A 24,191-nucleotide genomic window follows, 5' to 3' on the forward strand; every position below is an offset into this window, starting at 1 on the left:
CCATCTGACAGACCGCGTCGCACGGATCGCCAGCAAGCCGGCTCCTACAGAAGCGGGGTTGTTGGTGGTTGTTCAAATAATCACCAATTGCCTTGCACCTCTTCTGTCCCTTCTCTACAATTGCGCCCCTTGCTGTGACGGCAGGCACGCATGTGTCTATCGCAAGCAAGTCCATAAGTGTCATTCACTCCTTGTCTGACCGCTTTTGAGCGGCAGGCTACAACCCGTAAGGAGCATTCATGCGTCATTACGAAATCATCTTTTTGGTCCACCCGGATCAAAGCGAGCAAGTCGGCGGCATGGTTGAGCGTTACACCAAGCTGATCGAAGAAGACGGCGGCAAAATCCACCGTCTGGAAGATTGGGGCCGTCGTCAACTGGCCTACGCAATCAACAATGTTCACAAGGCTCACTACGTGATGCTGAACGTTGAGTGCACTGGCAAGGCCCTGGCCGAGCTGGAAGACAACTTCCGCTACAACGATGCAGTGATCCGTAACCTGGTCATCCGTCGCGAAGAAGCCGTTACCGGCCAATCCGAGATGCTCAAGGCTGAAGAAAACCGCAGTGAGCGCCGTGAGCGTCGCGACCGTCCTGAGCACTCCGACGCCGAAGGCGTTGATGGTGATGACAGCGACAACAGCGATAACGCTGACGAGTAATCCACGGACCTTTTGAGGAGCCTATTACATGGCACGTTTCTTCCGTCGTCGTAAATTCTGCCGCTTCACCGCTGAAGACGTGAAAGAGATCGATTACAAAGATCTCAACACTCTGAAAGCCTACGTATCCGAGACCGGCAAAATCGTTCCAAGCCGCATCACCGGTACCAAAGCTCGTTATCAGCGTCAGCTGGCCACCGCTATCAAGCGCGCCCGCTTCCTGGCCCTGCTGGCCTACACCGACAGCCACGGCCGCTGAGACCGGGCAGTCGACACGTAGCAAAGGATTGAATGCATGCGTGCCATAGCTGAGTTCATCATGCGCGGCCGTATGCAGGCCACTCTCGTAGTGGCCGGATGCGCAACATTGCCGTTGTTGTATTGGTTGGGTGCTGCCGCCGGATGCCTTGTGCTCCTGCGGCGCGGATTGAAGGACGCCCTTGGCGTACTTGCTCTGGGACTGCTGCCGGCGTTGATCTGGTGGCTTTACTCCGATGACCCACGGGCACTTCTGGTGCTGCTGGGGTCTTCGAGCCTTGCGTTGGTTTTGCGCGCAAGCGAGTCCTGGAACCGCGTGCTGCTGGTCAGCATAGCGATGGGAGTGGTGTTTGCAGTGGTGCTGGGGACAGTTTTTGCTCCCCAAATCGAGATGCTGGCGCAGGCCTTGATAAAGGTCATGCCGTCGCTACTCGGTGATGTCTACCAGAAGTTGTCGGTAGACGAGCAAGCGCATTTTGCGTCCCTGATTGCACCGGTCCTGACTGGCCTGATTGCGGCCTTGTTGCAAATCGTCAGTGTGCTGAGCCTGATTGTCGGGCGCTACTGGCAGGCGTTGTTGTACAACCCGGGTGGTTTTGGTCGCGAATTTCGCGCCATCCGATTCCCGCTGGGGCTGGCGATGTTACTGCTGGCGTTCATGCTTCTGGGGCCGAACATCGGTCCGCAGATGGCCATGTTGACGCCGTTGTGCAGTGTACCGCTGGTGTTCGCCGGGCTGGCCCTGATTCACGGGCTGGTGGCGCAAAAGCGACTGGCCAGATTCTGGCTGGTGGGGTTGTACGTCACGCTGTTGCTGTTCATGCAGCTGATCTATCCGTTGCTGGTGGTCCTGGCCATCGTCGACAGCCTGATTGATTTTCGCGGTCGTTCGACGCCGAAAGACGTCGATAGCGCGAACGGTGAAGGTTAAAAGTTAAGAGGATTTTCACATGCAACTGATCCTTCTGGAAAAAGTCACCAACCTGGGCAACCTGGGTGACAAAGTAAACGTTAAGGCTGGTTACGGTCGTAACTACCTGCTGCCTTACGGCAAAGCTACCGCCGCGACCCCAGCCAACCTGGCTGCGTTCGAAGAGCGTCGCGCTGAGCTGGAAAAAGCCGCAGCAGACCGTAAAACTTCGGCTGAAAGCCGTGCCGCCCAACTGGCTGAGCTGGAAGTGACTATCACTGCCACCGCTGGTGACGAAGGCAAGCTGTTCGGTTCGATCGGTACTCACGACATCGCTGATGCACTGACCGCCTCTGGCGTTGAAGTTGCAAAAAGCGAAGTTCGTCTGCCGAACGGCACCATCCGCAACGTAGGCGAATTCGACGTAGCCGTGCACCTGCACGCCGAAGTTGAAGCCACCGTACGCGTTGTCGTGGTAGCAGCTTAAGCAGCACTTGTCGGCTGGCACCCTCGGGTGCTTGCCGGTAACATCGGGCACGATCCTGTTTACAGGTCGTGCCCTTTGTCTTTCTGCAGTTCCTGATTTTCACAACTATTCAAGTGGCCATGAACGATATCTCCGCTCCCGAGCAATACGATCTGCAAACCGCTTCCCTGAAGGTGCCGCCGCATTCCATCGAGGCCGAACAGGCCGTGCTCGGTGGTTTGATGCTGGACAACAACGCCTGGGAGCGCGTGCTCGATCAAGTCTCCGACGGCGATTTCTATCGACATGACCACCGCCTGATTTTCCGCGCGATCGCCAAACTCGCCGACCAGAACTCCCCGATCGACGTCGTGACCCTTGCCGAGCAATTGGACAAGGAAGGTCAGACCTCGCAGGTCGGCGGCCTCGGTTACCTCGGTGAACTGGCGAAAAACACGCCGTCCGTCGCCAACATCAAGGCGTATGCGCAGATCGTTCGCGCGCGAGCGACGTTGCGGCAGTTGATCGGCATCGCCACCGAGATTGCCGACAGCGCCTTCAACCCGGAAGGTCGCACGGCTGAAGAGATTCTCGACGAAGCCGAGCGGCAGATCTTCCAGATCGCCGAGGCCCGGCCTAAAACCGGCGGCCCGGTGAGCGTCAATGACCTGTTGACCAAGGCCATCGACCGCATCGACACCTTGTTCAACACCGATAACGCCATCACTGGCTTGTCCACCGGTTACACCGACCTCGACGAGAAGACCAGCGGCCTGCAGCCGGCCGACTTGATCATCGTCGCCGGCCGTCCGTCGATGGGTAAAACCACCTTTGCGATGAACCTGGTGGAAAACGCCGTGTTGCGCAGCGACAAGTGCGTGCTGGTTTACTCGCTCGAGATGCCAGGCGAATCGCTGATCATGCGTATGTTGTCGTCCCTCGGCCGTATCGACCAGACCAAGGTCCGTGCCGGTCGCCTGGACGACGACGATTGGCCGCGCCTGACATCGGCGGTCAACCTGCTCAACGACCGCAAGCTGTTCATCGACGATACGGCGGGCATCAGCCCGTCGGAAATGCGCGCGCGGACCCGGCGTCTGGTGCGTGAGCACGGCGATGTCGCCCTGATCATGATCGACTACCTGCAATTGATGCAGATTCCGGGCTCCGGTGGTGACAACCGGACTAACGAGATTTCCGAGATCTCGCGTTCCTTGAAGGCCCTGGCCAAGGAATTCAATTGCCCGGTGGTGGCGCTGTCCCAGCTCAACCGCTCCCTGGAGCAACGACCGAACAAACGGCCGATCAACTCCGACCTCCGGGAATCCGGAGCGATCGAGCAGGATGCCGACGTCATCATGTTCGTTTACCGGGATGAGGTTTATCACCCGGAAACCGAACACAAAGGCATCGCCGAAATCATTATCGGTAAACAGCGGAACGGCCCGATCGGCACGTCGCGACTGGCGTTCATCGGTAAGTACACCCGCTTCGAAAACCTGGCGCCGGGTAGCTACAACTTCGACGACGAGTAAATTATGTAGCGCCTGTCAGGGCCTCATTCGCGGGCAAGCCTCGCTCCTACAGGGGATCACATTCCTCTGTAGGAGCGAGGCTTGCCCGCGAATGAGGTCGCCACCAATTTCCGACCATAACCGTCGGAATTGGTCATTTTTTGTGCTATATTCCGCGCCCGCGATTTTTCATCTCAACACCGGTCATCGTCATGCAAACAGCCAAGCCGTTATTTGACTATCCCAAGTACTGGGCCGAATGCTTCGGTCCAGCGCCATTCCTGCCAATGAGCAGGGAGGAGATGGATCAGCTTGGCTGGGATTCATGCGACATCATCATCGTCACCGGTGATGCCTACGTTGACCATCCGTCGTTCGGCATGGCGATCATCGGCCGGCTGCTGGAGTCCCAGGGCTTCCGCGTCGGGATCATTGCCCAGCCGAACTGGCAGTCCAAAGACGACTTCATGAAGCTCGGCGAGCCGAACCTGTTCTTCGGTGTCGCGGCCGGCAACATGGACTCGATGATCAACCGCTATACCGCCGACAAGAAGATCCGCTCCGACGACGCCTACACCCCCGGTGGCCTGGCGGGCAAACGTCCGGATCGCGCGAGCCTGGTTTACAGCCAGCGCTGCAAGGAAGCCTACAAGAACGTGCCGATCGTACTTGGTGGCATCGAAGCCTCCCTGCGCCGCATCGCCCACTACGACTACTGGCAGGACCGGGTGCGCAACTCGATCCTGATCGACGCCTGTGCCGACATCCTGCTCTACGGCAACGCCGAGCGTGCGATTGTCGAAGTCGCCCAGCGCCTGTCCTACGGTCACAAGATCGAAGACATCACCGATGTGCGCGGCACCGCGTTCATCCGTCGCGATACGCCGAAAGACTGGTACGAAGTCGACTCCACGCGCATCGACCGTCCGGGCAAGATCGACAAGATCATCAACCCGTACGTGAACACCCAGGACACCCAGGCCTGCGCCATCGAGCAGGAAAAGGGGCCGGTTGAAGACCCGAGCGAAGCCAAAGTCGTGCAGATTCTGGCCAGCCCGAAAATGACCCGCGACAAGACGGTGATCCGTCTGCCGTCGGTCGAGAAGGTCCGTGGCGATGCAGTGCTTTACGCTCACGCCAACCGCGTGCTTCACCTCGAAACCAACCCGGGCAACGCCCGCGCGCTGGTACAGAAGCACGGCGAAGTCGACGTCTGGTTCAACCCGCCGCCGATTCCGATGACCACCGAAGAAATGGACTACGTGTTCGGCATGCCTTACGCACGTATTCCACACCCAGCGTACGGCAAGGAAAAAATCCCTGCCTACGACATGATCCGCTTCTCGGTGAACATCATGCGTGGCTGCTTCGGCGGCTGCACCTTCTGCTCGATCACCGAGCACGAAGGCCGGATCATCCAGAACCGTTCCGAAGAGTCGATCATTCGCGAAATCGAAGAGATCCGCGACAAGGTGCCAGGTTTCACCGGCGTCATTTCCGACCTCGGCGGCCCGACCGCGAACATGTACCGCATCGCGTGCAAGAGCCCGGAAATCGAATCCGCGTGCCGCAAGCCATCGTGCGTGTTCCCTGGCATCTGCCCGAACCTGAACACCGACCACTCGTCGTTGATCCAGCTGTATCGCAGCGCCCGTGCGTTGCCGGGTGTGAAGAAGATTTTGATCGCTTCCGGTCTGCGCTATGACCTTGCGGTCGAGTCGCCGGAATACGTCAAGGAGCTGGTGACCCACCACGTCGGTGGTTACCTGAAGATCGCCCCGGAACACACCGAGGAAGGTCCGCTCAATCAGATGATGAAACCGGGCATCGGCAGCTATGACAAGTTCAAGCGCATGTTCGAGAAGTACTCCAAGGAAGCCGGGAAAGAGCAGTACCTGATTCCGTACTTCATCGCCGCTCACCCGGGCACCACCGACGAAGACATGATGAACCTGGCCCTGTGGCTCAAGGGCAACGGCTTCCGTGCCGACCAGGTGCAGGCGTTCTACCCGTCGCCGATGGCCACCGCCACCGCGATGTACCACTCGGGCAAGAACCCGCTGCGCAAGGTCACTTACAAGAGCGACGCCGTGACCATCGTCAAGAGCGAAGAGCAGCGTCGCCTGCACAAGGCGTTCTTGCGTTATCACGACCCGAAAGGCTGGCCGATGCTGCGTGAAGCGCTGACCCGCATGGGCCGCGCCGACCTGATCGGGCCGGGCAAGAACCAGTTGATCCCGCTGCATCAGCCAGCGACCGACAGCTACCAGAGTGCCCGTCGCAAGAACTCGACGCCGGCCGGCAGTCACAAGGTCGCGGGTGAGAAGACCACCAAGATCCTGACCCAGCACACCGGTCTGCCACCACGTGCCAGCGATGGCGGTAACCCGTGGGACAAGCGTGAACAGGCCAAGGCAGCGGCATTTGCCCGCAACCAGCAGGCGGCCAAGGAGCGCAAGGATGCCGCCAAAGGCAAAGGGCCGAAGCCTGCGCGCAAGCCGGTTGTGCCGCGCTAAGCCTCACTTGAGCTGAACAGAACGCCAACCTTCGGGTTGGCGTTTTTGTGTGCGGCAACCAAGCGGGCGTTTTCAGAGTCAGATAATGGGTTGTAGCTATTGGCCTCATCGCGAGCAGGCTCGCTCCCACAGGTTCTTCTTTGGATGCAGAATTTGTGAACGACAGAGATCATTGTGGGAGCGAGCCTGCTCGCGATGAGGCCACTACAGCCGCAGCCAATTCCAGCTGACAGCCCACTGGTCGCCACATTTGCGTGCAACGCCCCCAAACCAATTTCCTGCATCGCCCGATTTTGGTGCTGTACTGCCTCAAGCAACCGGAGAAAGCGCCAGCGCCACTGGATGGCATAAGTCTTGCGCGCTTTCGATAACGCTTAAGGCTCGCAGGAGGCACGCCGTGTCGATTCATGTCGCATTGCACCACGTCACGCATTACCGCTACGACCGCGCTGTCGAGCTCGGTCCGCAGATTGTTCGCCTGCGCCCGGCCGCCCACAGCCGTACGCGGATACTGTCGTATGCGCTGAAAGTCTCGCCCGAGCAGCACTTCATTAACTGGCAGCAAGACCCCCAAGGTAATTACCTGGCACGTCTTGTGTTCCCGGAGAAAACCGAGGAACTGCGGATCGAGGTCGATCTGCTGGCGGAAATGGCGGTGTTCAATCCGTTCGACTTCTTCCTCGAACCCTACGCGGAAAAAATCCCGTTTGCCTACGCCGCGGACGAGCGCAAGGAACTGGCGCCGTACCTGGAAACCCTGCCGCTGACGCCGAAATTCAAGGCCTATCTGGACGGTATCGACCGCACGCCGCTGCCCAGCGTGGATTTCCTCGTCGCGCTCAATCAGCGCCTGAGCGAGGACATCGGCTACCTGATCCGCATGGAGCCAGGCGTGCAGACGCCCGAACACACCCTCGAACATGCCTCCGGTTCCTGTCGAGACTCGGCGTGGCTGCTGGTGCAGCTGCTGCGCAACCTGGGCCTGGCGGCGCGTTTTGTCTCCGGTTATCTGATTCAACTGACCGCCGACGTCAAAAGCCTCGACGGTCCGTCGGGCACCGAAGTGGATTTCACCGATTTGCACGCCTGGTGCGAGGTCTATTTACCCGGTGCCGGCTGGATCGGCCTGGACGCGACCTCAGGCCTGTTTGCCGGTGAAGGACACATTCCGTTGGCGTGTAGTCCCGATCCGGGCTCTGCGGCACCGATCAGTGGCCTGGTGGAACCGTGCGAGTGCGAATTCACCCACGAAATGTCCGTTGAGCGGATTTGGGAGGCGCCGCGCGTCACCAAGCCCTACACCGAAGATCAATGGCTGGCGATCCAGGCGCTGGGCCGGCAGATTGATGCCGACCTGCTGGAAGGCGACGTACGCCTGACCATGGGCGGCGAGCCGACCTTCGTCTCCATCGACGATCCGGACGGCGCCGAGTGGAACACCGCCGCGCTGGGGCCAGACAAGCGGCGTTTGTCCGCCGAGCTGTTCCAGCGAATGCGCAAACATTACGCACCCAAAGGTCTGGTGCATTTCGGTCAAGGCAAGTGGTACCCCGGCGAGCAACTGCCGCGCTGGTCGCTGAACTGCTACTGGCGCCGCGATGGCGTGCCGATCTGGCACAACAGCGCGCTGATTGCCGATGAGCAGGAAGACTACGGTGCCGATGGCGAACTGGCCGGGCGTTTTCTGGCGAGTGTCGCCGAACGCCTGAAAATTCCGACACGCTTTGTGTTCCCAGCCTACGAAGACAATTTCTATTACCTCTGGCGCGAAGGCACTTTGCCGCTGAATGTCAGCGCCGAAGATTCGCGTCTGGAAGAACCCTTGGAGCGTGCGCGACTGCGCAAAGTCTTCAGTCAGGGACTGGATAAAGTGATCGGCCAGGTGTTGCCATTGGCGCGCACCGCCAAGGGCGATCAGTGGCAAAGCGGTCGCTGGTACCTGCGCGACGAGCACTGCCGGTTGGTGCCGGGCGATTCGCCACTGGGTTATCGCTTGCCGCTGGGCTCGCAGCCGTGGGTGAAAGCCGCCGAGTATCCGTTCATCTACCCCAACGATCCCAATCAGGAATTCCCGACGCTCCCGGATACTCAGCAGTTGAGCCGCCCCGTCGCCGCGGCCGAAGCGGTCGAGCGTGATCTGGAAATCGACGAATCCGCCGATTGGCTGACGCGCACCGCGTTCTGCGCCGAGGCGCGGGAGGGGCGGTTGTACTTGTTCATGCCGCCGCTGGAGCGGGTCGAGGATTATCTGGAGCTGGTTACTGCAATCGAGGCCACGGCTGAGGAGCTGCATTGTCCGGTGCTGCTGGAAGGCTATGAACCGCCAAGCGATCCGCGTCTGAGCAACTTCCGCATTACCCCGGACCCAGGCGTGATCGAGGTCAACGTGCAGCCGTCCGCCACCTGGGATGAACTGGTCGAGCGCACCGAGTTTCTCTACGAAGAAGCGCGCCAGACGCGGCTGACCACTGAAAAATTCATGATCGACGGCCGACACACCGGCACTGGCGGCGGTAACCATTTCGTACTGGGCGGCGCGACACCGGCCGACTCACCGTTCCTGCGCCGTCCCGATTTGCTGCGCAGCCTGATCAGTTACTGGCATAACCACCCGTCGTTGTCCTACCTGTTTTCCGGATTGTTCATCGGCCCGACGTCCCAGGCGCCGCGCGTCGATGAAGCGCGAAACGATGCGTTGTACGAGCTGGAAATCGCCTTCGCCCAGATGCCTTCACCCGGCGAGGAATGCGCACCGTGGCTGGTCGACCGACTGCTGCGCAACCTGTTGATAGACGTGACGGGTAACACTCATCGCGCCGAATTCTGCATCGACAAGCTTTATTCGCCCGATGGCGCAACGGGGCGCCTTGGCTTGCTGGAGTTGCGCGCTTTTGAAATGCCGCCTCACGCTCGCATGAGCCTGGCTCAGCAGTTGTTGCTGCGCGCACTGGTCGCGCGATTCTGGCGCGAGCCTTATGCGCCGCCGAAACTGGCGCGCTGGGGCACGGAATTGCACGACCGGTTCCTGTTGCCACACTTTATCGAGCAGGATTTCGCTGATGTGATCGTCGACCTCAATGCCGCGGGTTATCCGGTGCGGGCCGAGTGGTTTGCCGCGCATCTGGAGTTTCGCTTTCCCAAGGTCGGCGATTACGCCGTCAGCGGCATCGAACTGGAAGTGCGTCAGGCGCTGGAGCCTTGGCATGTACTGGGCGAGGAGGGCGCGGTCGGCGGCACGGTGCGCTACGTGGATTCATCCCTGGAGCGCTTGCAGGTGAAACTCACCGGCCTGGCACCGCAGCGCTATTTGCTGACCTGCAACGGCGTTCCGGTGCCTTTGCAGCCGACCGGTCGGGTTGGCGAGTTCGTTGCAGGCGTGCGCTTTCGTGCCTGGCAACCGGCCAACTGTCTGCAACCGACGATCCCGGTCCATGCGCCGCTGGTATTCGACCTGCTCGACACCTGGATGCAGCGTTCGCTGGGGGGGTGTCAGTACCACGTCGCCCATCCGGGCGGGCGCAACTATGACAGCTTGCCGGTGAACGCCAATGAAGCCGAGAGTCGGAGGATGGCGCGTTTCTTCCGCATCGGACACAGCCCGGGGAAACTTCCTATACCAATTCTGGAAATAAACGACGAGCTGCCGATGACTCTCGATTTGCGACGTTTCTAAACCGTACGCGACGCTCGGATTTTTCGTATATCCGGGCGTCATGAGCGTGCGTTAGTCTGACCGTTCCTTGCTGTCTGCCGAGCTTTCCATGCCTGACCTGCTTGACCGCTACCCGCTGACGGCGGGCACTTATCACGAACTGCTCGACGACAGTGGCGCCGTACGTCCGCACTGGCGTCGGTTGTTCGACCAGTTGCAACGCAGCACGCCCGCGCAGCTGGTGCAGCGTCAGGCACTGCTGACCCGTCAGATCCAGGAAAACGGCGTGACCTACAACGTCTATGCCGATCCCAAGGGCGCGGATCGACCGTGGGAGCTGGACTTGCTGCCGCACGTGATCGCTGCGGACGAATGGGAGCACTTGTCGGCCGGCATCGCCCAGCGGGCTCGACTGTTGAATGCTGTGCTGGCGGACTTGTACGGCCCGCAACGGTTGATCGCTGAAGGCTTGTTGCCGGCTGAGCTGGTATTCGGTCACAACAACTTCCTCTGGCCCTGTCAGGGCATCTCGCCGCCCGACGGGGCCTTTCTGCATCTGTATGCCGTGGATCTGGCGCGCACGCCCGACGGTCGCTGGTGGGTGACCGCGGATCGGACCCAGGCACCGTCCGGCGCCGGTTACGCCCTGGAAAACCGCACGATCGTGTCCCGGGCCTTCCCCGAGTTGTACCGTGATTTGAAGGTGCAGCATCTGGCCGGGTTCTTCCGCACGCTTCAGGAAACCCTGGCCCGTCAGGCGCCAAGCGACGATGAAGTGCCGTTGGTGGTGCTGCTGACGCCGGGGCGTTTCAACGAAAGCTATTTCGAACACCTGTATCTGGCGCGGCAACTCGGTTATCCGTTGGTGGAGGGCGGCGACCTCACGGTGCGCGATGCCACGGTTTACCTGAAAACCTTGAGCGGCCTGCGTCGGGTCCACGCGATCATGCGCCGGCTCGACGACGACTTCTGTGATCCGCTGGAGCTGCGCACCGACTCGGCGCTCGGTGTGCCGGGCCTGCTTGAAGCCGTGCGACAAGGACGGGTGCTGGTGGCCAACGCGTTGGGCAGCGGCGTGCTGGAATCGCCGGGATTACTGGGCTTCCTGCCGAAGATCAATCAATTCCTGTTCGGCGAAGAGTTGATCCTGCCCTCTATCGCCACGTGGTGGTGCGGCGAAGCGCCGGTGCTGGCCCAGGCGCTGGAAAAACTGCCGGAATTGCTGATCAAACCAGCGTTCCCCTCACAAAGCTTCGCGCCGGTGTTTGGCCGCGATTTGAGTGAAAAACAGCGTCAGGCGCTTTCCGAGCGCATGCAGGCACGACCTTATGCCTATGTGGCGCAAGAACTTGCGCAATTGTCCCAGGCGCCGATCTGGCAGGCCGAGGGCGGTCAGTTGCAACCTCGGGCCATCGGCATGCGCGTGTACGCAGTGGCGAGTCGCGACGGGTATAGGGTTCTGCCTGGCGGTTTGACCCGGGTGGCCGCCGAGGCCGACGCTGAAGTGGTGTCGATGCAACGCGGCGGCGCGAGCAAGGACACCTGGGTGCTGGGGGACCGGCCACCCAGCGGCGAACAATGGAAAGCCCAGCGCAACATTGGCGTGCACGACCTGGTGCGACGCGATCCGTATTTGCCGTCGCGGGTGGTGGAAAACCTGTTCTGGTTCGGCCGTTACTGCGAGCGCTGCGATGACAGTGCGCGGTTGCTGCGGATCATGCTGGCGCGCTACGTCGATGGCGATGACCCGCAAGCGCTGGAGGCCGCGGTCGATCTGGGTGAGCGGTTGATGTTGCTGCCCGAAGAAGGCGAGCTGCCTGAACGGTTGTTGGCGGCGTTGCTTGGTGACGACTGGCCGTTCAGCCTGCGTTCCAACCTGCAGCGCTTGCAGTGGGCGGCGTCGCAAGTGCGCGGCAAGCTCTCGCGGGAAAACTGGCAGGCGCTGGTGGAGTTGCAGCGCGAGGCCGTCGAGCTGGAAACCGAAGAACCGGATTTCGGCGAGTTGCTGGATTTCCTCAACCGTCTGGTGATGTCGCTGGCGGCGCTGTCGGGTTTTGCGCTGGACGACATGACCCGGGATGAAGGCTGGCGCTTCCTGATGATCGGTCGACGGATCGAGCGCCTGCAATTTCTCAGCGGCAGCCTCGCGGCGTTTCTGCGCGGTAGCGGCGCCTTTGATCAGGCCGGGCTGGAGTGGCTGCTGGAACTGGGTAACAGCAGCATCACCTACCGCTCGCGGTATCTGGCGGTGGCGCAATTGATTCCGGTGCTGGACCTGTTGCTGCTCGACGAACAAAACCCGCACGCGGTGCTGTTCCAGTTGAAGCTGGTGACCCGCACCCTCAAACGTTTGAACGATGATTTTGCTGTGCCGCGCGAAGCCGGTCTGCCGTTTCTGGTGGAGCGTCTGGCGCGCTTTGATCTTGGGTGTCTGGAGAATTCGCTGTTCGGTGAAGCCAGCGTACGCGCCGCCATCAATGGCCTGGCCGACCTGCTGCAAGAGATCGCCGATGCGAGCGGGCAGGTGTCGGATCGTTTGGCATTGCGCCATTTCGCCCACGTCGATGATGTCAGCCAACGCACGGTGTCCGTCTGATGAGCGCTCATTACCAGATTTTCCATGACACCCATTATCACTACGACAGCCCGGTGTCCCTCGCTCAGCAGTTGGCGCATCTGTGGCCGCGCTCGTGCGCCTGGCAGCGTTGTACTGCGCAACAATTGCAGATCAGCCCCGACCCGACGGCGCGCCGCGATGAACTGGATGTATTCGGCAATCCACTGACCCGGCTGGCGTTCGAGCGGCCTCACGATGAGTTACTGGTCAACGCCAGTCTTACCGTCGAAGTGCTGGCCCGGCCAACGCTGGATTTCAATCAATCGCCGGCCTGGGAAGAAACCCGCAACGCACTGACCTACAGCAGCCAGCCGCTTTCGTCCGACGTGCTCGAAGCGTGTCGTTACCGGTTCGAATCGCCCTATGTGCATTTGAAGCGCAACTTCGTCGAGTTCTCGGAAAGTTGTTTTCCGGCGGGCCGGCCGCTGTTGCTCGGCGTCCAGGCGTTGATGGAAAAAATCTTCAGCGAATTCACCTTCGACGCCGAGGCCACTCAAGTGGCAACGCCTCTGGTGGAAGTGCTGGAGCGCCGTCGCGGGGTGTGCCAGGACTTCGCTCACCTGATGCTCGCGTGCGTGCGGTCCCGTGGGTTGGCGGCGCGTTACATCAGCGGCTACCTGCTGACTCAGCCTCCACCGGGCCAGCCACGGCTGATCGGTGCCGATGCATCACACGCCTGGGTTTCAGTGTTTTGCCCGGTGTTGGGTTGGGTAGATTTCGATCCGACCAACAATGTGCAACCGGCACTCGAACACATCACCCTGGCCTGGGGCCGGGATTTCTCCGATGTATCGCCGTTGCGTGGGGTGATTCTGGGGGGCGGAAATCACGATCCGGAAGTCCGGGTCACCGTGATGCCACTGGAGTAACAAAGATCCACCCTGTAGGAGCGAGCTTGCTCGCGATGGACGTCAACGATGACGCGTCCTGTCTGGAAAAACGCGCTGTCTTCGATATCTTCGCGAGCAAGCTCGCTCCTACACGGGACACAGATCCGGTGGGCCTGATCAGATCATCGGGCCCTGAGGGTCTCAGGCGTCGGGCGCCTGATCTTTCGGTGCTTCAACATCACTTTCTGCGGTCACTTCACCGTCTGCTTCCGGGTTCAGTGCGGCGGCGTCTTCTTCAGCTGAAGCTTTCTTGCGCTGAAGCTTTTCCTCTTTCTTCTGCTCCTTGGCCAAGTCTCTCTGACGTTTGGCGAAGGAATAATTAGGTTTAGCCATGGGCGATCCTCTGGGGTCGAAGGTGAGGTTGAGCGGCGCATATTCTGCCCTGTATCGGTGCCTAGCCGTTAGCTGGGTTTTTGCTCGGCCCATTTTGGCAGTACCGAGGGCTGCCAGGCGTCCAGTGCATCGAGCAGGGTGTGCGGCGATTCGCTCACTTGCAGCATGTCACGGTGTGCTTCGCGAACGAAGCCTTCGCCGACGATATGATCAAGAAAACCGGTCAACTTGCTGTAGAAACCGTTCACTTCCAGCAGTCCCAGCGGTTTGCCGTGGTAGCCGAGCTGGCCCCAGGTCCAGACTTCGAACAGTTCTTCCAGAGTGCCCAGGCCACCGGGCAGCGCGATAAAGGCGTCGCTGAGCTCGGCCATCCGCGCCTTGCGCGCATGCATGCCGTCGACCACTTCCAGGCGCGTGAGGCCGCTGTGACCGATTTCCTTGTCTTTGAGGCTTTGCGGGATGATCCCGATCACTTCACCGCCGGCCGCCAGTGCGGCGTCGGCGACGATCCCCATCAGCCCGACGGCACCGCCGCCATAGACCAGGGTCAGCTTGCGCTCGGCCAACGCTCGCCCGAGGGCGACAGCCGCTTCACGATAAGCCGGGTTGGTGCCGGTGCTGGCACCGCAAAATACACAAACGGACGCTAAAGACATGCCTTACTCCATGGTCAGGATGGCCACAGAGTAAAGGCAGAGGCGCTATGCTCCAAGGTCTAAACTTCACGCCGGGACGTTTCACAGGTGCCACTGGCGCCACAGGCGTAAGCGGCGAGCAAACTGCACAACAGGCTATTGATGGACATGACAGACGCTCCGTATAAGTGATGACGACCTGATGATAGGGCCGCCCTAGACGTCTGGCTGGTAGATTGTTTCGATAGGTGTCATAGCCCGAAAGTTGTATACAATTTTTGATTCAGGTCATAGGAACTTGCGAAGTTTTCAGGCAGTCTTCTGTCCATTCGCACTTTTGTTAACCCTGCCTTGGAGATTCACCATGTTTGCCAAACTTGTTGCGGTATCCCTGCTGACACTGGCCAGCAGTCAATTGATGGCTGCCGAGTGCAAGACGACCATCGATTCCACCGACCAAATGGCCTTCAACACCAAGGCCATCGAAATCGACAAAAGCTGCAAGACCTTCACCGTTGAACTGACCCACTCCGGCAACCTGCCGAAAAACGTCATGGGCCACAACTGGGTGCTGAGCAAAGAAGCGGACATGCAGCCGATCGCTACCGATGGCCTGTCTGCCGGCATCGACAAGAACTACCTGAAAGAGGGTGATGCGCGCATTATCGCTCACACCAAAATCATCGGCTCCAAGGAAACCGACTCGGTGACCTTCGATGTGTCCAAGCTTGATGCTGCCGAGAAATACGGCTTCTTCTGCTCGTTCCCGGGCCACATTTCGATGATGAAAGGCACGGTTACGCTGAAATAAGCGAATCGCGCGCATAAAAAAAGCGTCCACTTGGGACGCTTTTTTTGTACCTGACGTTTGCCCGCGAAGGCGTCGGATCAGGCACCACCTAAATCAAGGGGCGAAAGGCATCACCCGCTTGTGATGGGTCTTCCTGTACGTATCGCAAATGATCTTGAACGCTTCCTCACGCACCGGCTGCCCATGCAGGAACGCGTCGATCTCGGCATACGTCACGCCATGGGACGCTTCGTCCGGTTTACCTGGCGACAGGTCTTCAAGGTCCGCCGTCGGGACTTTTTCCACCAGCGATTCCGGCGCACCGAAACTGCGGGCAATCGCCCGGACCTGATTTTTCACCAGGCCGCTCAACGGGGCCAGGTCGCAGGCGCCGTCACCGAATTTGGTGAAGAACCCCATCACCGCTTCCGCCGCATGATCGGTGCCGATCACCAGGCCATGGGCCGCGCCGGCGATGGTGTACTGGGCGACCATGCGCATCCGCGCCTTGGTGTTGCCGAGGACGAAATCCACCGAGACCGCGTGCTTGCCTTCGAACGCTGCCACTTCATTGGCCAGGGATTTGACCGCCGGGCCGATGTTCACGGTGTGGCGCTCGTCCGGCTTGATGAAATCCACCGACGCCTGGGCGTCGTGTTCATCGAACTGGGTTTCGTACGGCAGGCGCACGGCGATGAACTTGTAGTTGTCATCACCGGTGCGGGTGCGCAGTTCACACATGGCGCGCTGGGCCAGCAGGCCGGCGGTCAGGGAATCGACGCCGCCGCTGATCCCGAGCACCAATGTCTTGAGCCCGGAATTGACCAGGCAATCCTGGATGAAACTGATGCGCCGCGCGATTTCAGCCTCGAGGGCGGCCTCGTCGGCGAATGGCGGTTGAACCTTGAGCTGCTCAGCAATCTCACGCTGTACGGCTTGCATGAATTCACTCCTTGCTTGGTGTGCTGGAAAGGGCGGCAGGAACTTTGAAAACGTGTCGCAAATAGGCAACGAAATTCGGGTCTTTACAGTGAGTCTTGCCAGGCTCGTCGGAGATCTTTGCCACCGGCTGGCCGTTGCAGGCCGCCATTTTAAGCACGATGCTCATCGGTTCGACACCCGGAATATCGCACGTCAGGTTGGTACCGATGCCGAAGCTGACATTGATCCGACCGCGCAATGCGCGAAATATTTCCAGCGCCTTGGGCAGCGTCAGGCTGTCGGAGAACGTCAGCGTCTTGCTCATCGGGTCGATACCCAGCTTTTGATAGTGGGCGATCGCCTTTTCCGCCCAGATCACCGGATCTCCGGAGTCATGTCGCAGACCGTCAAAGAGCTTGGCGAAGAACAGGTCGAAGTCGTTGAGGAAGGCATCCATGGTGATGCAGTCAGTCAAGGCGATCCCCAGCAGGCCGCGGTACTCGCGGACCCAGCAATCGAGGGCGGCGATCTGGCTGTCGATCAGCCGCGGGCCCAGTTGCTGGTGGGCCATGATCCACTCGTGGGCCATGGTGCCCAGCGGTTTCATGTCCAGCTCTCGCGATAGGTGCACGTTGCTGGTGCCGACGAAGCGCCCGGGGAAATCGTGCTTGAGCACGTTCACCACTTCTTCCTGCACACGGTAAGAGAAGCGACGGCGAGTACCGAAATCGGCTACCTGCAATTCGGACAATTCGTCGCTGCCGGCATTCGCGGTCAGCCAGTCGAACTTGCGATAGAGCTGTTCACGCGCCTGTACCAGCACGATCTCCCGGTAGCGATAGCGGTTGCGCACTTCGCTGACGATGGACAGCAGCGGCACTTCGAACAGGATCACATGCAGCCACGGTCCGCGCAGGCGGATGAAGAGTTCGCCGTTTTCGATGCCGGTGTGGACGTAGCGCAGGTTGAAGCGGAACAACCCGAGAAAACGCAGGAAATCCGGCTTCATGAAGCTGATGCGCTCCATGAAACTCAACTGGTCGGCGCTCAGGCTCAGCTCGGCCAGGCGCTCGATCTGAAAGCGGATTTCCGCCAGGTACGGGCGCAAATCCTCACTGTTACGGCAACGAAACTCCCATTCGACTTCCACGTTCGGGTAGTTGTGCAGCACCGCCTGCATCATCGTCAGTTTGTAGAAGTCGGTGTCGAGCAGGTTCTGCACGATGCGATCGGCAAACACACTCTCGCTCATAACGGGATTCTCCAGGCTGGCCGCGGCCCGTGGCGGCGACGTTGCAGCTGTTTCAATGATGGGGGCTAGTGGCGCATATCAGCGCGGGGTATTGCCAGTGTTTTTTTGTGAGGGTTGTGCCGCTGCCGATGGCCTCTTCGCCGGCAAGCCCGGCTCCTACAGGACCTTTGTCTGGCCCGAAACCTGTAGGAGCACGGCTTGCCAGCGAAGGCGTCCTCAAGGCATTACAGGGCTGTCGATCTGTTCCAGCATCCACTTCACAAAATCCCGCACCTTCGGCACTTCCGCCGAATGCTCCGGGTACGCCAGGTAATAGGCGTCGGAACTGGGCATCGCATGCTGCCAGGGAATGACCAGTTTGCCGTCGGCCAATTCCTCTTCCACCAGAAACCGCGGCAACAACGCCACGCCGCAGCCGACCTGTGCGGCACGGATGCACATATAAAAGGTTTCGAAGCGCGGGCCGTGGTAGCTGTGTTCGGTGTGGTAACCCTGGCTGTCGAACCAGTCGTGCCAGGCCTGCGGCCGGGAGGCGTTTTGCAGCAGGACCAGGTCGGTAAGTTGCGTCGGATCGGTGAACGGCGTGGCCGGCAGGCTGCTCGGTGCACATACCGGAACAAGCTCTTCGCCGAACAGCTTCAGGCATTCGGTGCGGGGCCGTGAGCCCTGGCCGAAATAGAACGCCAGATCGCTGCGACCTTGCAGCAGGTCATCGGCTTCCTGCTCGCTGCACAGGTCCAGATGAATCGACGGATGGCGCAGTCGCCAACCCTTCAAACGGGGGACCAGCCAGCGGGCGCCGAACGTCGGCGGGGTCGAGACGCGCAGGACTTCGGTCTCTCCGCCGTAGGAGCGCAGGTAATGGGTCGACATCTCGACTTGCGTGAGGATTTTTCGTACCTCAACCAGATACAAATCACCGGCCGGGGTCATTTGCAGGCGTCGGCGTACTCGACGAAACAACAGGTGCTGCAACAATTCTTCGAGTTGCGCGACCTGTTTGCTGACGGCGCTCTGGGTCAGGTTCAGCTCTTCGGCGGCCCGCGTGAAGCTCAAATGCCGGGTCACGGCCTCGAAACACTGCAGTGCAGTGATCGACGGCAGGTAGCGTTTATTCAGCATGGGTTGTCCTTTTTTCTTGTTTCTTGCTGACCAGCAATTCGCAGCATGAATAAACGGAATGATATCTCTCTTAAAGGTCGTTTGTTGGGTAACCTCCGGCGAGCTAAAACTACAGGTCTGATCAGCCGTGATATTCCGGCTGCACGTTTTCTGTTTTAGCTCGAGGAGTGACCCATGGTTGCCGCATTGCTTGATCGTCTTGGTGTGAACCCGGCCCTGTACCAGAACGGCAAAGTGCCGGTGCATTCGCCGATCGATGGCAGCAAGATCGCCTCTGTGAACTGGGAAGGCGCCGCTGAAGTCGAGCAGCACATCAGTCGCGCAGATCATGCGTTCGAATTGTGGCGCAAGGTCCCGGCCCCGCGCCGTGGCGAGCTGGTGCGTCAACTGGGCGACATCCTGCGCGAATACAAGGCCGACCTCGGCGAGCTGGTGTCCTGGGAAGCGGGCAAGATCACTCAGGAAGGCCTGGGTGAAGTTCAGGAGATGATCGACATCTGCGACTTCGCCGTCGGTCTGTCCCGTCAACTGTACGGCTTGACCATCGCTTCCGAGCGTCCTGGCCACCACATGCGCGAAACCTGGCACCCGCTGGGCGTCGTGGGCGTGATCAGTGCGTTCAACTTCCCGGTCGCGGTCTGGGCCTGGAACACCACGCTGGCGCTGGTCTGCGGCAACCCGGTGATCTGGAAACCGTCGGAGAAAACCCCGTTGACCGCACTGGCCTGCCAGGCGCTGTTCGACCGCGTACTGAAAAACTTCAGCGACGCACCTGCGCACCTGAGCCAGGTGATCATTGGCGGTCGCGATGCCGGCGAAGCACTGGTCGATGACCCGCGTGTCGCGCTGATCAGCGCCACCGGCAGCACCCGCATGGGCCGCGAAGTGGCACCGAAAATCGCCGCACGTTTCGCGCGCAGCATTCTCGAACTGGGCGGCAACAACGCCATGATCCTCGGCCCAAGCGCAGACCTGGACATGGCCGTTCGCGCCATCCTGTTCAGCGCCGTCGGCACTGCCGGTCAGCGCTGCACCACCTTGCGTCGCCTGATCGCTCACGAATCGGTGAAAGAAGAAATCGTCACCCGCCTGAAAGCCGCGTACTCGAAAGTGCGTATCGGCAACCCGCTGGAAGGCAACCTGATCGGTCCGCTGATCGACAAACACAGCTTCGACAACATGCAGGATGCGCTGGAGCAGGCCCTGAGCGAGGGCGGCCGGGTCTTCGGCGGCAAACGTCAGCTGGAAGACAAGTATCCGAATGCTTACTACGTCTCGCCGGCCATTGTTGAAATGCCGGAGCAGAGCGACGTGGTCTGCCACGAAACCTTCGCGCCGATTCTTTATGTGATCGGCTACAAAGACTTCGACGAAGCCCTGCGTTTGAACAACGCCGTGCCACAAGGCCTGTCCTCGTGCATCTTCACCACTGACGTGCGTGAAGCCGAGCAATTCATGTCCGCAGTGGGCAGCGACTGCGGCATCGCCAACGTCAACATCGGCCCGAGCGGCGCGGAAATCGGCGGCGCATTTGGTGGCGAGAAAGAAACCGGCGGTGGTCGTGAGTCGGGCTCCGATGCCTGGCGCGGCTACATGCGCCGCCAGACCAACACCGTGAACTACTCGCTGGAGTTGCCGTTGGCGCAGGGGATTACGTTCGACTGATGGGCCCCTTCGCGGGCAAGCCTCGCTCCTACACAGGATCACTCAACACCTGTAGGAGCGAGGCTTGCCCGCGAAGCTTTTGCTTTGTTGTTTGTTAGGTTTCTGTTGGAGTCTGGCAATGCCGTTACGCGAAGAGTGTCTGTGGGAAAAACTGACGCCGCAAAGGCCCGACAATGCTGCGCTCAAGGGCGAAGTAACGGTCGATGTCTGCGTCATCGGTGCCGGGTTCACCGGTCTGTCGGCGGCGGTGCATCTGCTGGAACAAGGCAAGACGGTGTGTGTGCTGGAAGCTCATCGTGCCGGTCATGGCGGTTCTGGACGCAACGTCGGGCTGGTCAACGCCGGCATGTGGATTCCACCGGACGAGATCGAAGCCGGGTTCGGCGAAGCGGTGGGCAGTCAGCTCAATCGCATGCTGGGTGCCGCGCCGTCCCTGGTATTCAGCCTGGTCGACAAATACAACATCGATTGCCAGTTACGCCGCGAAGGCACGTTGCACATGGCGCACAACGCCCGTGGCGAAGCGGATTTGCGCAGTCGTGAAGAACAATGGAAACGTCGCGGCGCCCCGGTGGAACTGCTGACCGGTCAAGCCTGCGAACAAGCAACCGGCACCAAAAAAATCGCCGCCGCGTTGCTCGACAAGCGTGCCGGCACGATCAACCCGATGGCTTACACCACGGGGCTGGCCAAAGCAGCTATCGGCCTTGGTGGTCGGCTGTTCGATCATTCTCCCGTGACCAGGCTCGAACGTCAGGGCCAGCGCTGGTCGGTGCAAACGGCGCAGGGTTCGGTGCTTGCCGAGCAAGTCGTGATTGCATCCAACGCTTACACCGAAGGTGACTGGACGGAATTGCGGCGCAATTTCTTCCCCGGTTATTACTATCAAGTGGCCTCGGTGCCGCTGACTGACGACGCCGCGCAGCAAATCCTCCCGGGTGGTCAGGGTTCATGGGACACCCGGCAGGTGCTCAGCAGTATTCGTCGCGACAAAGACGGTCGCCTGTTGCTCGGCAGTCTGGGTAATGGCAATCAGAAGCCGACCTGGTTCCTCAAGGCCTGGGCCGACCGGGTTCAGCAGCACTATTTTCCGTACCTCAAACAGGTGGAATGGGAGTGCACCTGGACCGGTTGCATCGCATTTACTCCCGATCATTTGATGCGCCTGTTCGAACCGGCGCCCGGTTTAGTGGCAGTCACCGGTTACAACGGTCGGGGCGTGACTACGGGGACGGTGGTCGGCAAAGCCTTTGCCGATTATTTGTGTAACGGAAATCCTCAGGCGCTGCCGATTCCCTTCGCACCCATGCAGCCACTGGCGGGGGTGGGGCTGCGTAGCTGTCTATATGAGGCGGGGTTTTCGCTGTATCACGCGGGCCAGTGCCTGCGGATCGTGATTTGATTGTTGAAATTTGTTGCTGGAAGCGGCGCTTTTCGGCGCAGCGGCTAGCCTGTAAAAGGTGCGGGTTGTAGCAGTACCGCACCAGCAGTGTGCACTTCGGTGACGCACGTTGTTACAGGCTGGTTGCACGTCGTTTGGCGCCGCGGTTGCAATGATGGCGCGTGTGGGTTGCGCCTTAAAAAATAAATGGTTTCACCTTCCGCGGTTTAGACGGTTGCACGCCCAATGAAAATGGGCTCGAAACAGTCGAAATAACAATAAAGCAGCGACTTTTTTCAGAATAAAAAACCGATGGCACGGCCCTTGCTCTGAGCATTCAGTGAAGTCGCAGTGCCAACTAAAAAAAAACCTTGGAGCACCACCTCATGTCCCAGACGTTTTACAAGAAAGGCTTTCTGGCCCTCGCAGTGGCAGCTGCGCTGGGTGTTTCTGCGTTTGCACAGGCTGACGTAAAAATCGGTGTTGCGGGTCCTATGACAGGCGCCAACGCAGCATTTGGCGAGCAGTACATGAAGGGTGCACAGGCAGCAGCCGACGCAATCAACGCGTCGGGCGGCGTCAACGGGGAAAAAATCGTACTGGTCAAGGGCGATGACGCCTGCGAACCGAAACAGGCTGTGACGGTCGCCAAGGACCTGACCAACCAGAAAGTGGCAGGCGTGGTTGGTCACTTCTGCTCCTCGTCGACCATCCCGGCCTCCGAGATCTACGACGAAGCAGGCATCATCGCAATCACTCCGGGCTCCACCAACCCACAGGTGACCGAGCGTGGTCTGAGCGCCATGTTCCGTATGTGCGGTCGTGACGACCAGCAGGGCATCGTTGCCGGCGACTACATCGTCGACGTGCTCAAGGGCAAGAAAGTCGTGGTTCTGCACGACAAAGACACCTACGGCCAAGGTCTGGCCGACGCCACCAAGGCTCAACTGGCCAAGCGCGGCGTAACGCCGGTTCTGTACGAAGGCCTGACCCGCGGCGAGAAAGACTTCAGCGCCGTGGTAACCAAGATCCGTGCCGCCGGTGCCGATGTCGTCTATTTTGGCGGCCTGCACCCGGAAGCTGGTCCACTGGTTCGCCAACTGCGTGAACAAGGCCTCAAGGACGTCAAATTCATGTCCGATGACGGCATCGTTACTGACGAACTCGTGACCACCGCCGGTGGCCCGCAGAACGTTGATGGCGTGTACATGACCTTCGGTGCCGACCCACGCCTGCTGCCAGACAGCAAAACCGTGGTAGACACCTTCCGCAAAGCCGGCACCGAGCCAGAAGGCTACACCCTGTACGCCTACGCTTCGGTTCAGACCCTGGCGGCTGCTTTCAACGGCGCCAAGTCCAACAGCGGCGAAAAAGCGGCTGAGTGGCTGAAGAAAAACCCGGTTAAAACCGTGATGGGCGAGAAGACCTGGGACGCCAAGGGCGACCTGAAAGTCTCCGACTACGTGGTTTATCAGTGGGACAAGGATGGCAAATACCACCAACTGGAAAAACAGAAGTGATATGAGCTGTTGATCTGCCCGGCGCCTTGAGCGCCGGGCAATCGAAGAACATGTCCGTGCAGTACCTGTCTTTTCTCGTAGAGCTGCACACAACCGTGTTGCGCGGGTGGCTGAACCCCGGTCCGTCGCACCTCGCTTCTGTGCAGTCTCTCAAATGCGTGAGATTGCGTTATGGATGGTATTTTCCTGCAGCAACTGGTCAACGGCCTGACCCTCGGGTCGGTCTATGGCCTGATCGCCATCGGCTACACAATGGTCTATGGCATCATCGGCATGATCAACTTCGCCCACGGCGAGGTTTACATGATTTCCGCTTACCTCGCGGCAATCAGTCTGGCTCTGCTGGCATACTTCGGTATTGAATCCTTCCCTCTGCTGATGCTTGGCACACTGGTCTTCACCATCATCGTCACAGCGGTCTATGGCTGGGTCATCGAGCGTGTCGCCTACAAACCCCTGCGTAACTCCACCCGACTGGCACCGCTGATCAGCGCCATCGGTATTTCGCTGATCCTGCAAAACTATGCACAGATCGCACAGGGCGCCCGTCAACAAGGCGTACCGACCCTGCTGACCGGTGCATGGCGAGTGGAAGTCGGAAGCGGCTTCGTTCAGCTCACCTACACCAAGATCTTCATCCTGGTTGCCGCATTCGCCGGCATGGCCCTGCTGACCTACGTCATCAAGTACACCAAGCTCGGCCGCATGTGCCGCGCCACCCAGCAAGACCGCAAGATGGCCTCCATCCTTGGGATCAACACCGACCGCGTCATTTCCTACGTGTTCATCATCGGTGCGGCAATGGCGGCCCTGGCCGGCGTGCTGATCACCATGAACTACGGCACGTTCGACTTCTACGCAGGCTTCGTCATCGGCATCAAGGCGTTCACCGCAGCGGTACTCGGCGGGATCGGCTCGCTGCCTGGCGCGATGCTCGGCGGGATCATCCTCGGGATTTCCGAGTCGCTGTTCTCAGGTCTGGTCAACTCGGACTACAAAGACGTTTTCAGCTTCTCGCTGCTCGTTCTCGTTCTGGTCTTTCGGCCCCAAGGCCTGCTCGGCCGTCCTCTTGTGTCGAAGGTGTAAG

The 24,191-nt window shown here is 59.9% G+C and carries 19 protein-coding genes; 14 read left to right on the forward strand and 5 right to left on the reverse strand.

Features of this window, described 5'->3' with window-relative positions:
- Positions 1-239 precede the first annotated feature (239 nt).
- From rpsF to KGB27_RS03635, 9 genes are all read left to right on the forward strand, one after another.
- A complete protein-coding gene (gene rpsF, locus KGB27_RS03595) occupies positions 240-662 on the forward strand; it encodes a 30S ribosomal protein S6 (protein ID WP_008035342.1) in 423 nt (140 codons plus the stop codon).
- Positions 663-690: 28 nt separating this feature from the next.
- Positions 691-921: a 30S ribosomal protein S18 gene (gene rpsR / locus KGB27_RS03600; RefSeq protein ID WP_002551829.1), complete on the forward strand. Its 231-nt coding sequence runs from the start codon at positions 691-693 to the stop codon at positions 919-921.
- 36 nt (positions 922-957) lie between these two features.
- A complete protein-coding gene (locus tag KGB27_RS03605; protein WP_008035345.1) occupies positions 958-1,851 on the forward strand; it encodes a hypothetical protein in 894 nt (297 codons plus the stop codon).
- 19 nt (positions 1,852-1,870) lie between these two features.
- Complete coding sequence (rplI, locus tag KGB27_RS03610) at positions 1,871-2,317, forward strand: 50S ribosomal protein L9 (RefSeq protein WP_008035347.1); 447 nt, start codon at positions 1,871-1,873, stop codon at positions 2,315-2,317.
- A gap of 119 nt (positions 2,318-2,436) precedes the next feature.
- Complete coding sequence (gene dnaB, locus KGB27_RS03615) at positions 2,437-3,831, forward strand: replicative DNA helicase (RefSeq protein WP_008035349.1); 1,395 nt, start codon at positions 2,437-2,439, stop codon at positions 3,829-3,831.
- A gap of 191 nt (positions 3,832-4,022) precedes the next feature.
- Positions 4,023-6,326 carry a YgiQ family radical SAM protein gene (locus KGB27_RS03620; RefSeq protein ID WP_008035358.1) on the forward strand — a complete coding sequence of 768 codons (2,304 nt, stop codon included), beginning with the start codon at positions 4,023-4,025 and terminating at the stop codon, positions 6,324-6,326.
- A 397-nt stretch (positions 6,327-6,723) separates the two neighbouring features.
- A complete protein-coding gene (locus tag KGB27_RS03625) occupies positions 6,724-9,999 on the forward strand; it encodes a DUF2126 domain-containing protein (protein ID WP_223553234.1) in 3,276 nt (1,091 codons plus the stop codon).
- 88 nt (positions 10,000-10,087) lie between these two features.
- The gene (locus tag KGB27_RS03630) at positions 10,088-12,574 is read left to right on the forward strand and encodes a circularly permuted type 2 ATP-grasp protein (RefSeq protein WP_223451717.1); all 2,487 of its coding nucleotides are present in this window, start codon (positions 10,088-10,090) and stop codon (positions 12,572-12,574) included.
- Entirely contained in the window at positions 12,574-13,464 is an 891-nt protein-coding gene (locus KGB27_RS03635; RefSeq protein WP_008035361.1) for a transglutaminase N-terminal domain-containing protein, read from the forward strand. Before KGB27_RS03630 ends, KGB27_RS03635 begins: the two co-directional genes overlap by 1 nt.
- A gap of 162 nt (positions 13,465-13,626) precedes the next feature.
- Here the strand turns inward: KGB27_RS03635 and KGB27_RS03640 are convergent, their stop codons facing one another.
- Both KGB27_RS03640 and KGB27_RS03645 read right to left on the reverse strand, forming a co-directional pair.
- Positions 13,627-13,818: a hypothetical protein gene (locus tag KGB27_RS03640; protein ID WP_008035362.1), complete on the reverse strand. Its 192-nt coding sequence runs from the start codon at positions 13,816-13,818 to the stop codon at positions 13,627-13,629.
- Between the two features lie 68 nt (positions 13,819-13,886).
- Positions 13,887-14,474: a TIGR00730 family Rossman fold protein gene (locus KGB27_RS03645; protein ID WP_008035363.1), complete on the reverse strand. Its 588-nt coding sequence runs from the start codon at positions 14,472-14,474 to the stop codon at positions 13,887-13,889.
- Between the two features lie 343 nt (positions 14,475-14,817).
- Between KGB27_RS03645 and azu the strand changes: the two genes are divergently transcribed.
- Positions 14,818-15,264 (forward strand): azurin, encoded by a 447-nt coding sequence (gene azu, locus KGB27_RS03650; RefSeq protein WP_008035372.1) that lies wholly within the window; start codon positions 14,818-14,820, stop codon positions 15,262-15,264.
- A 93-nt stretch (positions 15,265-15,357) separates the two neighbouring features.
- Here azu and nadE read toward each other — a convergent pair whose 3' ends face one another.
- From nadE to KGB27_RS03665, 3 genes are all read right to left on the reverse strand, one after another.
- Complete coding sequence (gene nadE, locus KGB27_RS03655) at positions 15,358-16,185, reverse strand: ammonia-dependent NAD(+) synthetase (protein WP_008043144.1); 828 nt, start codon at positions 16,183-16,185, stop codon at positions 15,358-15,360.
- A 4-nt stretch (positions 16,186-16,189) separates the two neighbouring features.
- Positions 16,190-17,416 carry a nicotinate phosphoribosyltransferase gene (pncB, locus tag KGB27_RS03660; protein ID WP_223435564.1) on the reverse strand — a complete coding sequence of 409 codons (1,227 nt, stop codon included), beginning with the start codon at positions 17,414-17,416 and terminating at the stop codon, positions 16,190-16,192.
- A gap of 216 nt (positions 17,417-17,632) precedes the next feature.
- The gene (locus KGB27_RS03665) at positions 17,633-18,538 is read right to left on the reverse strand and encodes a LysR family transcriptional regulator (RefSeq protein ID WP_008043152.1); all 906 of its coding nucleotides are present in this window, start codon (positions 18,536-18,538) and stop codon (positions 17,633-17,635) included.
- 174 nt (positions 18,539-18,712) lie between these two features.
- Between KGB27_RS03665 and KGB27_RS03670 the strand changes: the two genes are divergently transcribed.
- From KGB27_RS03670 to KGB27_RS03685, 4 genes are all read left to right on the forward strand, one after another.
- Positions 18,713-20,203: an aldehyde dehydrogenase family protein gene (locus KGB27_RS03670; RefSeq protein ID WP_008043154.1), complete on the forward strand. Its 1,491-nt coding sequence runs from the start codon at positions 18,713-18,715 to the stop codon at positions 20,201-20,203.
- Between the two features lie 118 nt (positions 20,204-20,321).
- Positions 20,322-21,605 carry an NAD(P)/FAD-dependent oxidoreductase gene (locus tag KGB27_RS03675; protein ID WP_008035381.1) on the forward strand — a complete coding sequence of 428 codons (1,284 nt, stop codon included), beginning with the start codon at positions 20,322-20,324 and terminating at the stop codon, positions 21,603-21,605.
- Between the two features lie 365 nt (positions 21,606-21,970).
- Complete coding sequence (locus KGB27_RS03680; protein WP_008035383.1) at positions 21,971-23,104, forward strand: branched-chain amino acid ABC transporter substrate-binding protein; 1,134 nt, start codon at positions 21,971-21,973, stop codon at positions 23,102-23,104.
- Positions 23,105-23,275: 171 nt separating this feature from the next.
- The gene (locus tag KGB27_RS03685) at positions 23,276-24,190 is read left to right on the forward strand and encodes an ABC transporter permease subunit (protein WP_008035385.1); all 915 of its coding nucleotides are present in this window, start codon (positions 23,276-23,278) and stop codon (positions 24,188-24,190) included.
- Position 24,191: the final 1 nt, after the last annotated feature.

This window comes from Pseudomonas sp. BF-R-01 (assembly GCF_019946615.1).
GTDB lineage: Bacteria > Pseudomonadota > Gammaproteobacteria > Pseudomonadales > Pseudomonadaceae > Aquipseudomonas > Aquipseudomonas migulae.

Bases quoted from the DNA above. Each gene is read 5' to 3' on its own strand.
- rpsF (WP_008035342.1), top strand. From the start codon at position 240: ATGCGTCATTACGAAATCATCTTTTTGGTCCACCCGGATCAAAGCGAG.
- rpsR (WP_002551829.1), top strand. From the start codon at position 691: ATGGCACGTTTCTTCCGTCGTCGTAAATTCTGCCGCTTCACCGCTGAA.
- KGB27_RS03605 (WP_008035345.1), top strand. From the start codon at position 958: ATGCGTGCCATAGCTGAGTTCATCATGCGCGGCCGTATGCAGGCCACT.
- rplI (WP_008035347.1), top strand. From the start codon at position 1,871: ATGCAACTGATCCTTCTGGAAAAAGTCACCAACCTGGGCAACCTGGGT.
- dnaB (WP_008035349.1), top strand. From the start codon at position 2,437: ATGAACGATATCTCCGCTCCCGAGCAATACGATCTGCAAACCGCTTCC.
- KGB27_RS03620 (WP_008035358.1), top strand. From the start codon at position 4,023: ATGCAAACAGCCAAGCCGTTATTTGACTATCCCAAGTACTGGGCCGAA.
- KGB27_RS03630 (WP_223451717.1), top strand. From the start codon at position 10,088: ATGCCTGACCTGCTTGACCGCTACCCGCTGACGGCGGGCACTTATCAC.
- KGB27_RS03635 (WP_008035361.1), top strand. From the start codon at position 12,574: ATGAGCGCTCATTACCAGATTTTCCATGACACCCATTATCACTACGAC.
- KGB27_RS03640 (WP_008035362.1), bottom strand. From the start codon at position 13,818: ATGGCTAAACCTAATTATTCCTTCGCCAAACGTCAGAGAGACTTGGCC.
- KGB27_RS03645 (WP_008035363.1), bottom strand. From the start codon at position 14,474: ATGTCTTTAGCGTCCGTTTGTGTATTTTGCGGTGCCAGCACCGGCACC.
- azu (WP_008035372.1), top strand. From the start codon at position 14,818: ATGTTTGCCAAACTTGTTGCGGTATCCCTGCTGACACTGGCCAGCAGT.
- nadE (WP_008043144.1), bottom strand. From the start codon at position 16,185: ATGCAAGCCGTACAGCGTGAGATTGCTGAGCAGCTCAAGGTTCAACCG.
- pncB (WP_223435564.1), bottom strand. From the start codon at position 17,416: ATGAGCGAGAGTGTGTTTGCCGATCGCATCGTGCAGAACCTGCTCGAC.
- KGB27_RS03665 (WP_008043152.1), bottom strand. From the start codon at position 18,538: ATGCTGAATAAACGCTACCTGCCGTCGATCACTGCACTGCAGTGTTTC.
- KGB27_RS03670 (WP_008043154.1), top strand. From the start codon at position 18,713: ATGGTTGCCGCATTGCTTGATCGTCTTGGTGTGAACCCGGCCCTGTAC.
- KGB27_RS03675 (WP_008035381.1), top strand. From the start codon at position 20,322: ATGCCGTTACGCGAAGAGTGTCTGTGGGAAAAACTGACGCCGCAAAGG.
- KGB27_RS03680 (WP_008035383.1), top strand. From the start codon at position 21,971: ATGTCCCAGACGTTTTACAAGAAAGGCTTTCTGGCCCTCGCAGTGGCA.
- KGB27_RS03685 (WP_008035385.1), top strand. From the start codon at position 23,276: ATGGATGGTATTTTCCTGCAGCAACTGGTCAACGGCCTGACCCTCGGG.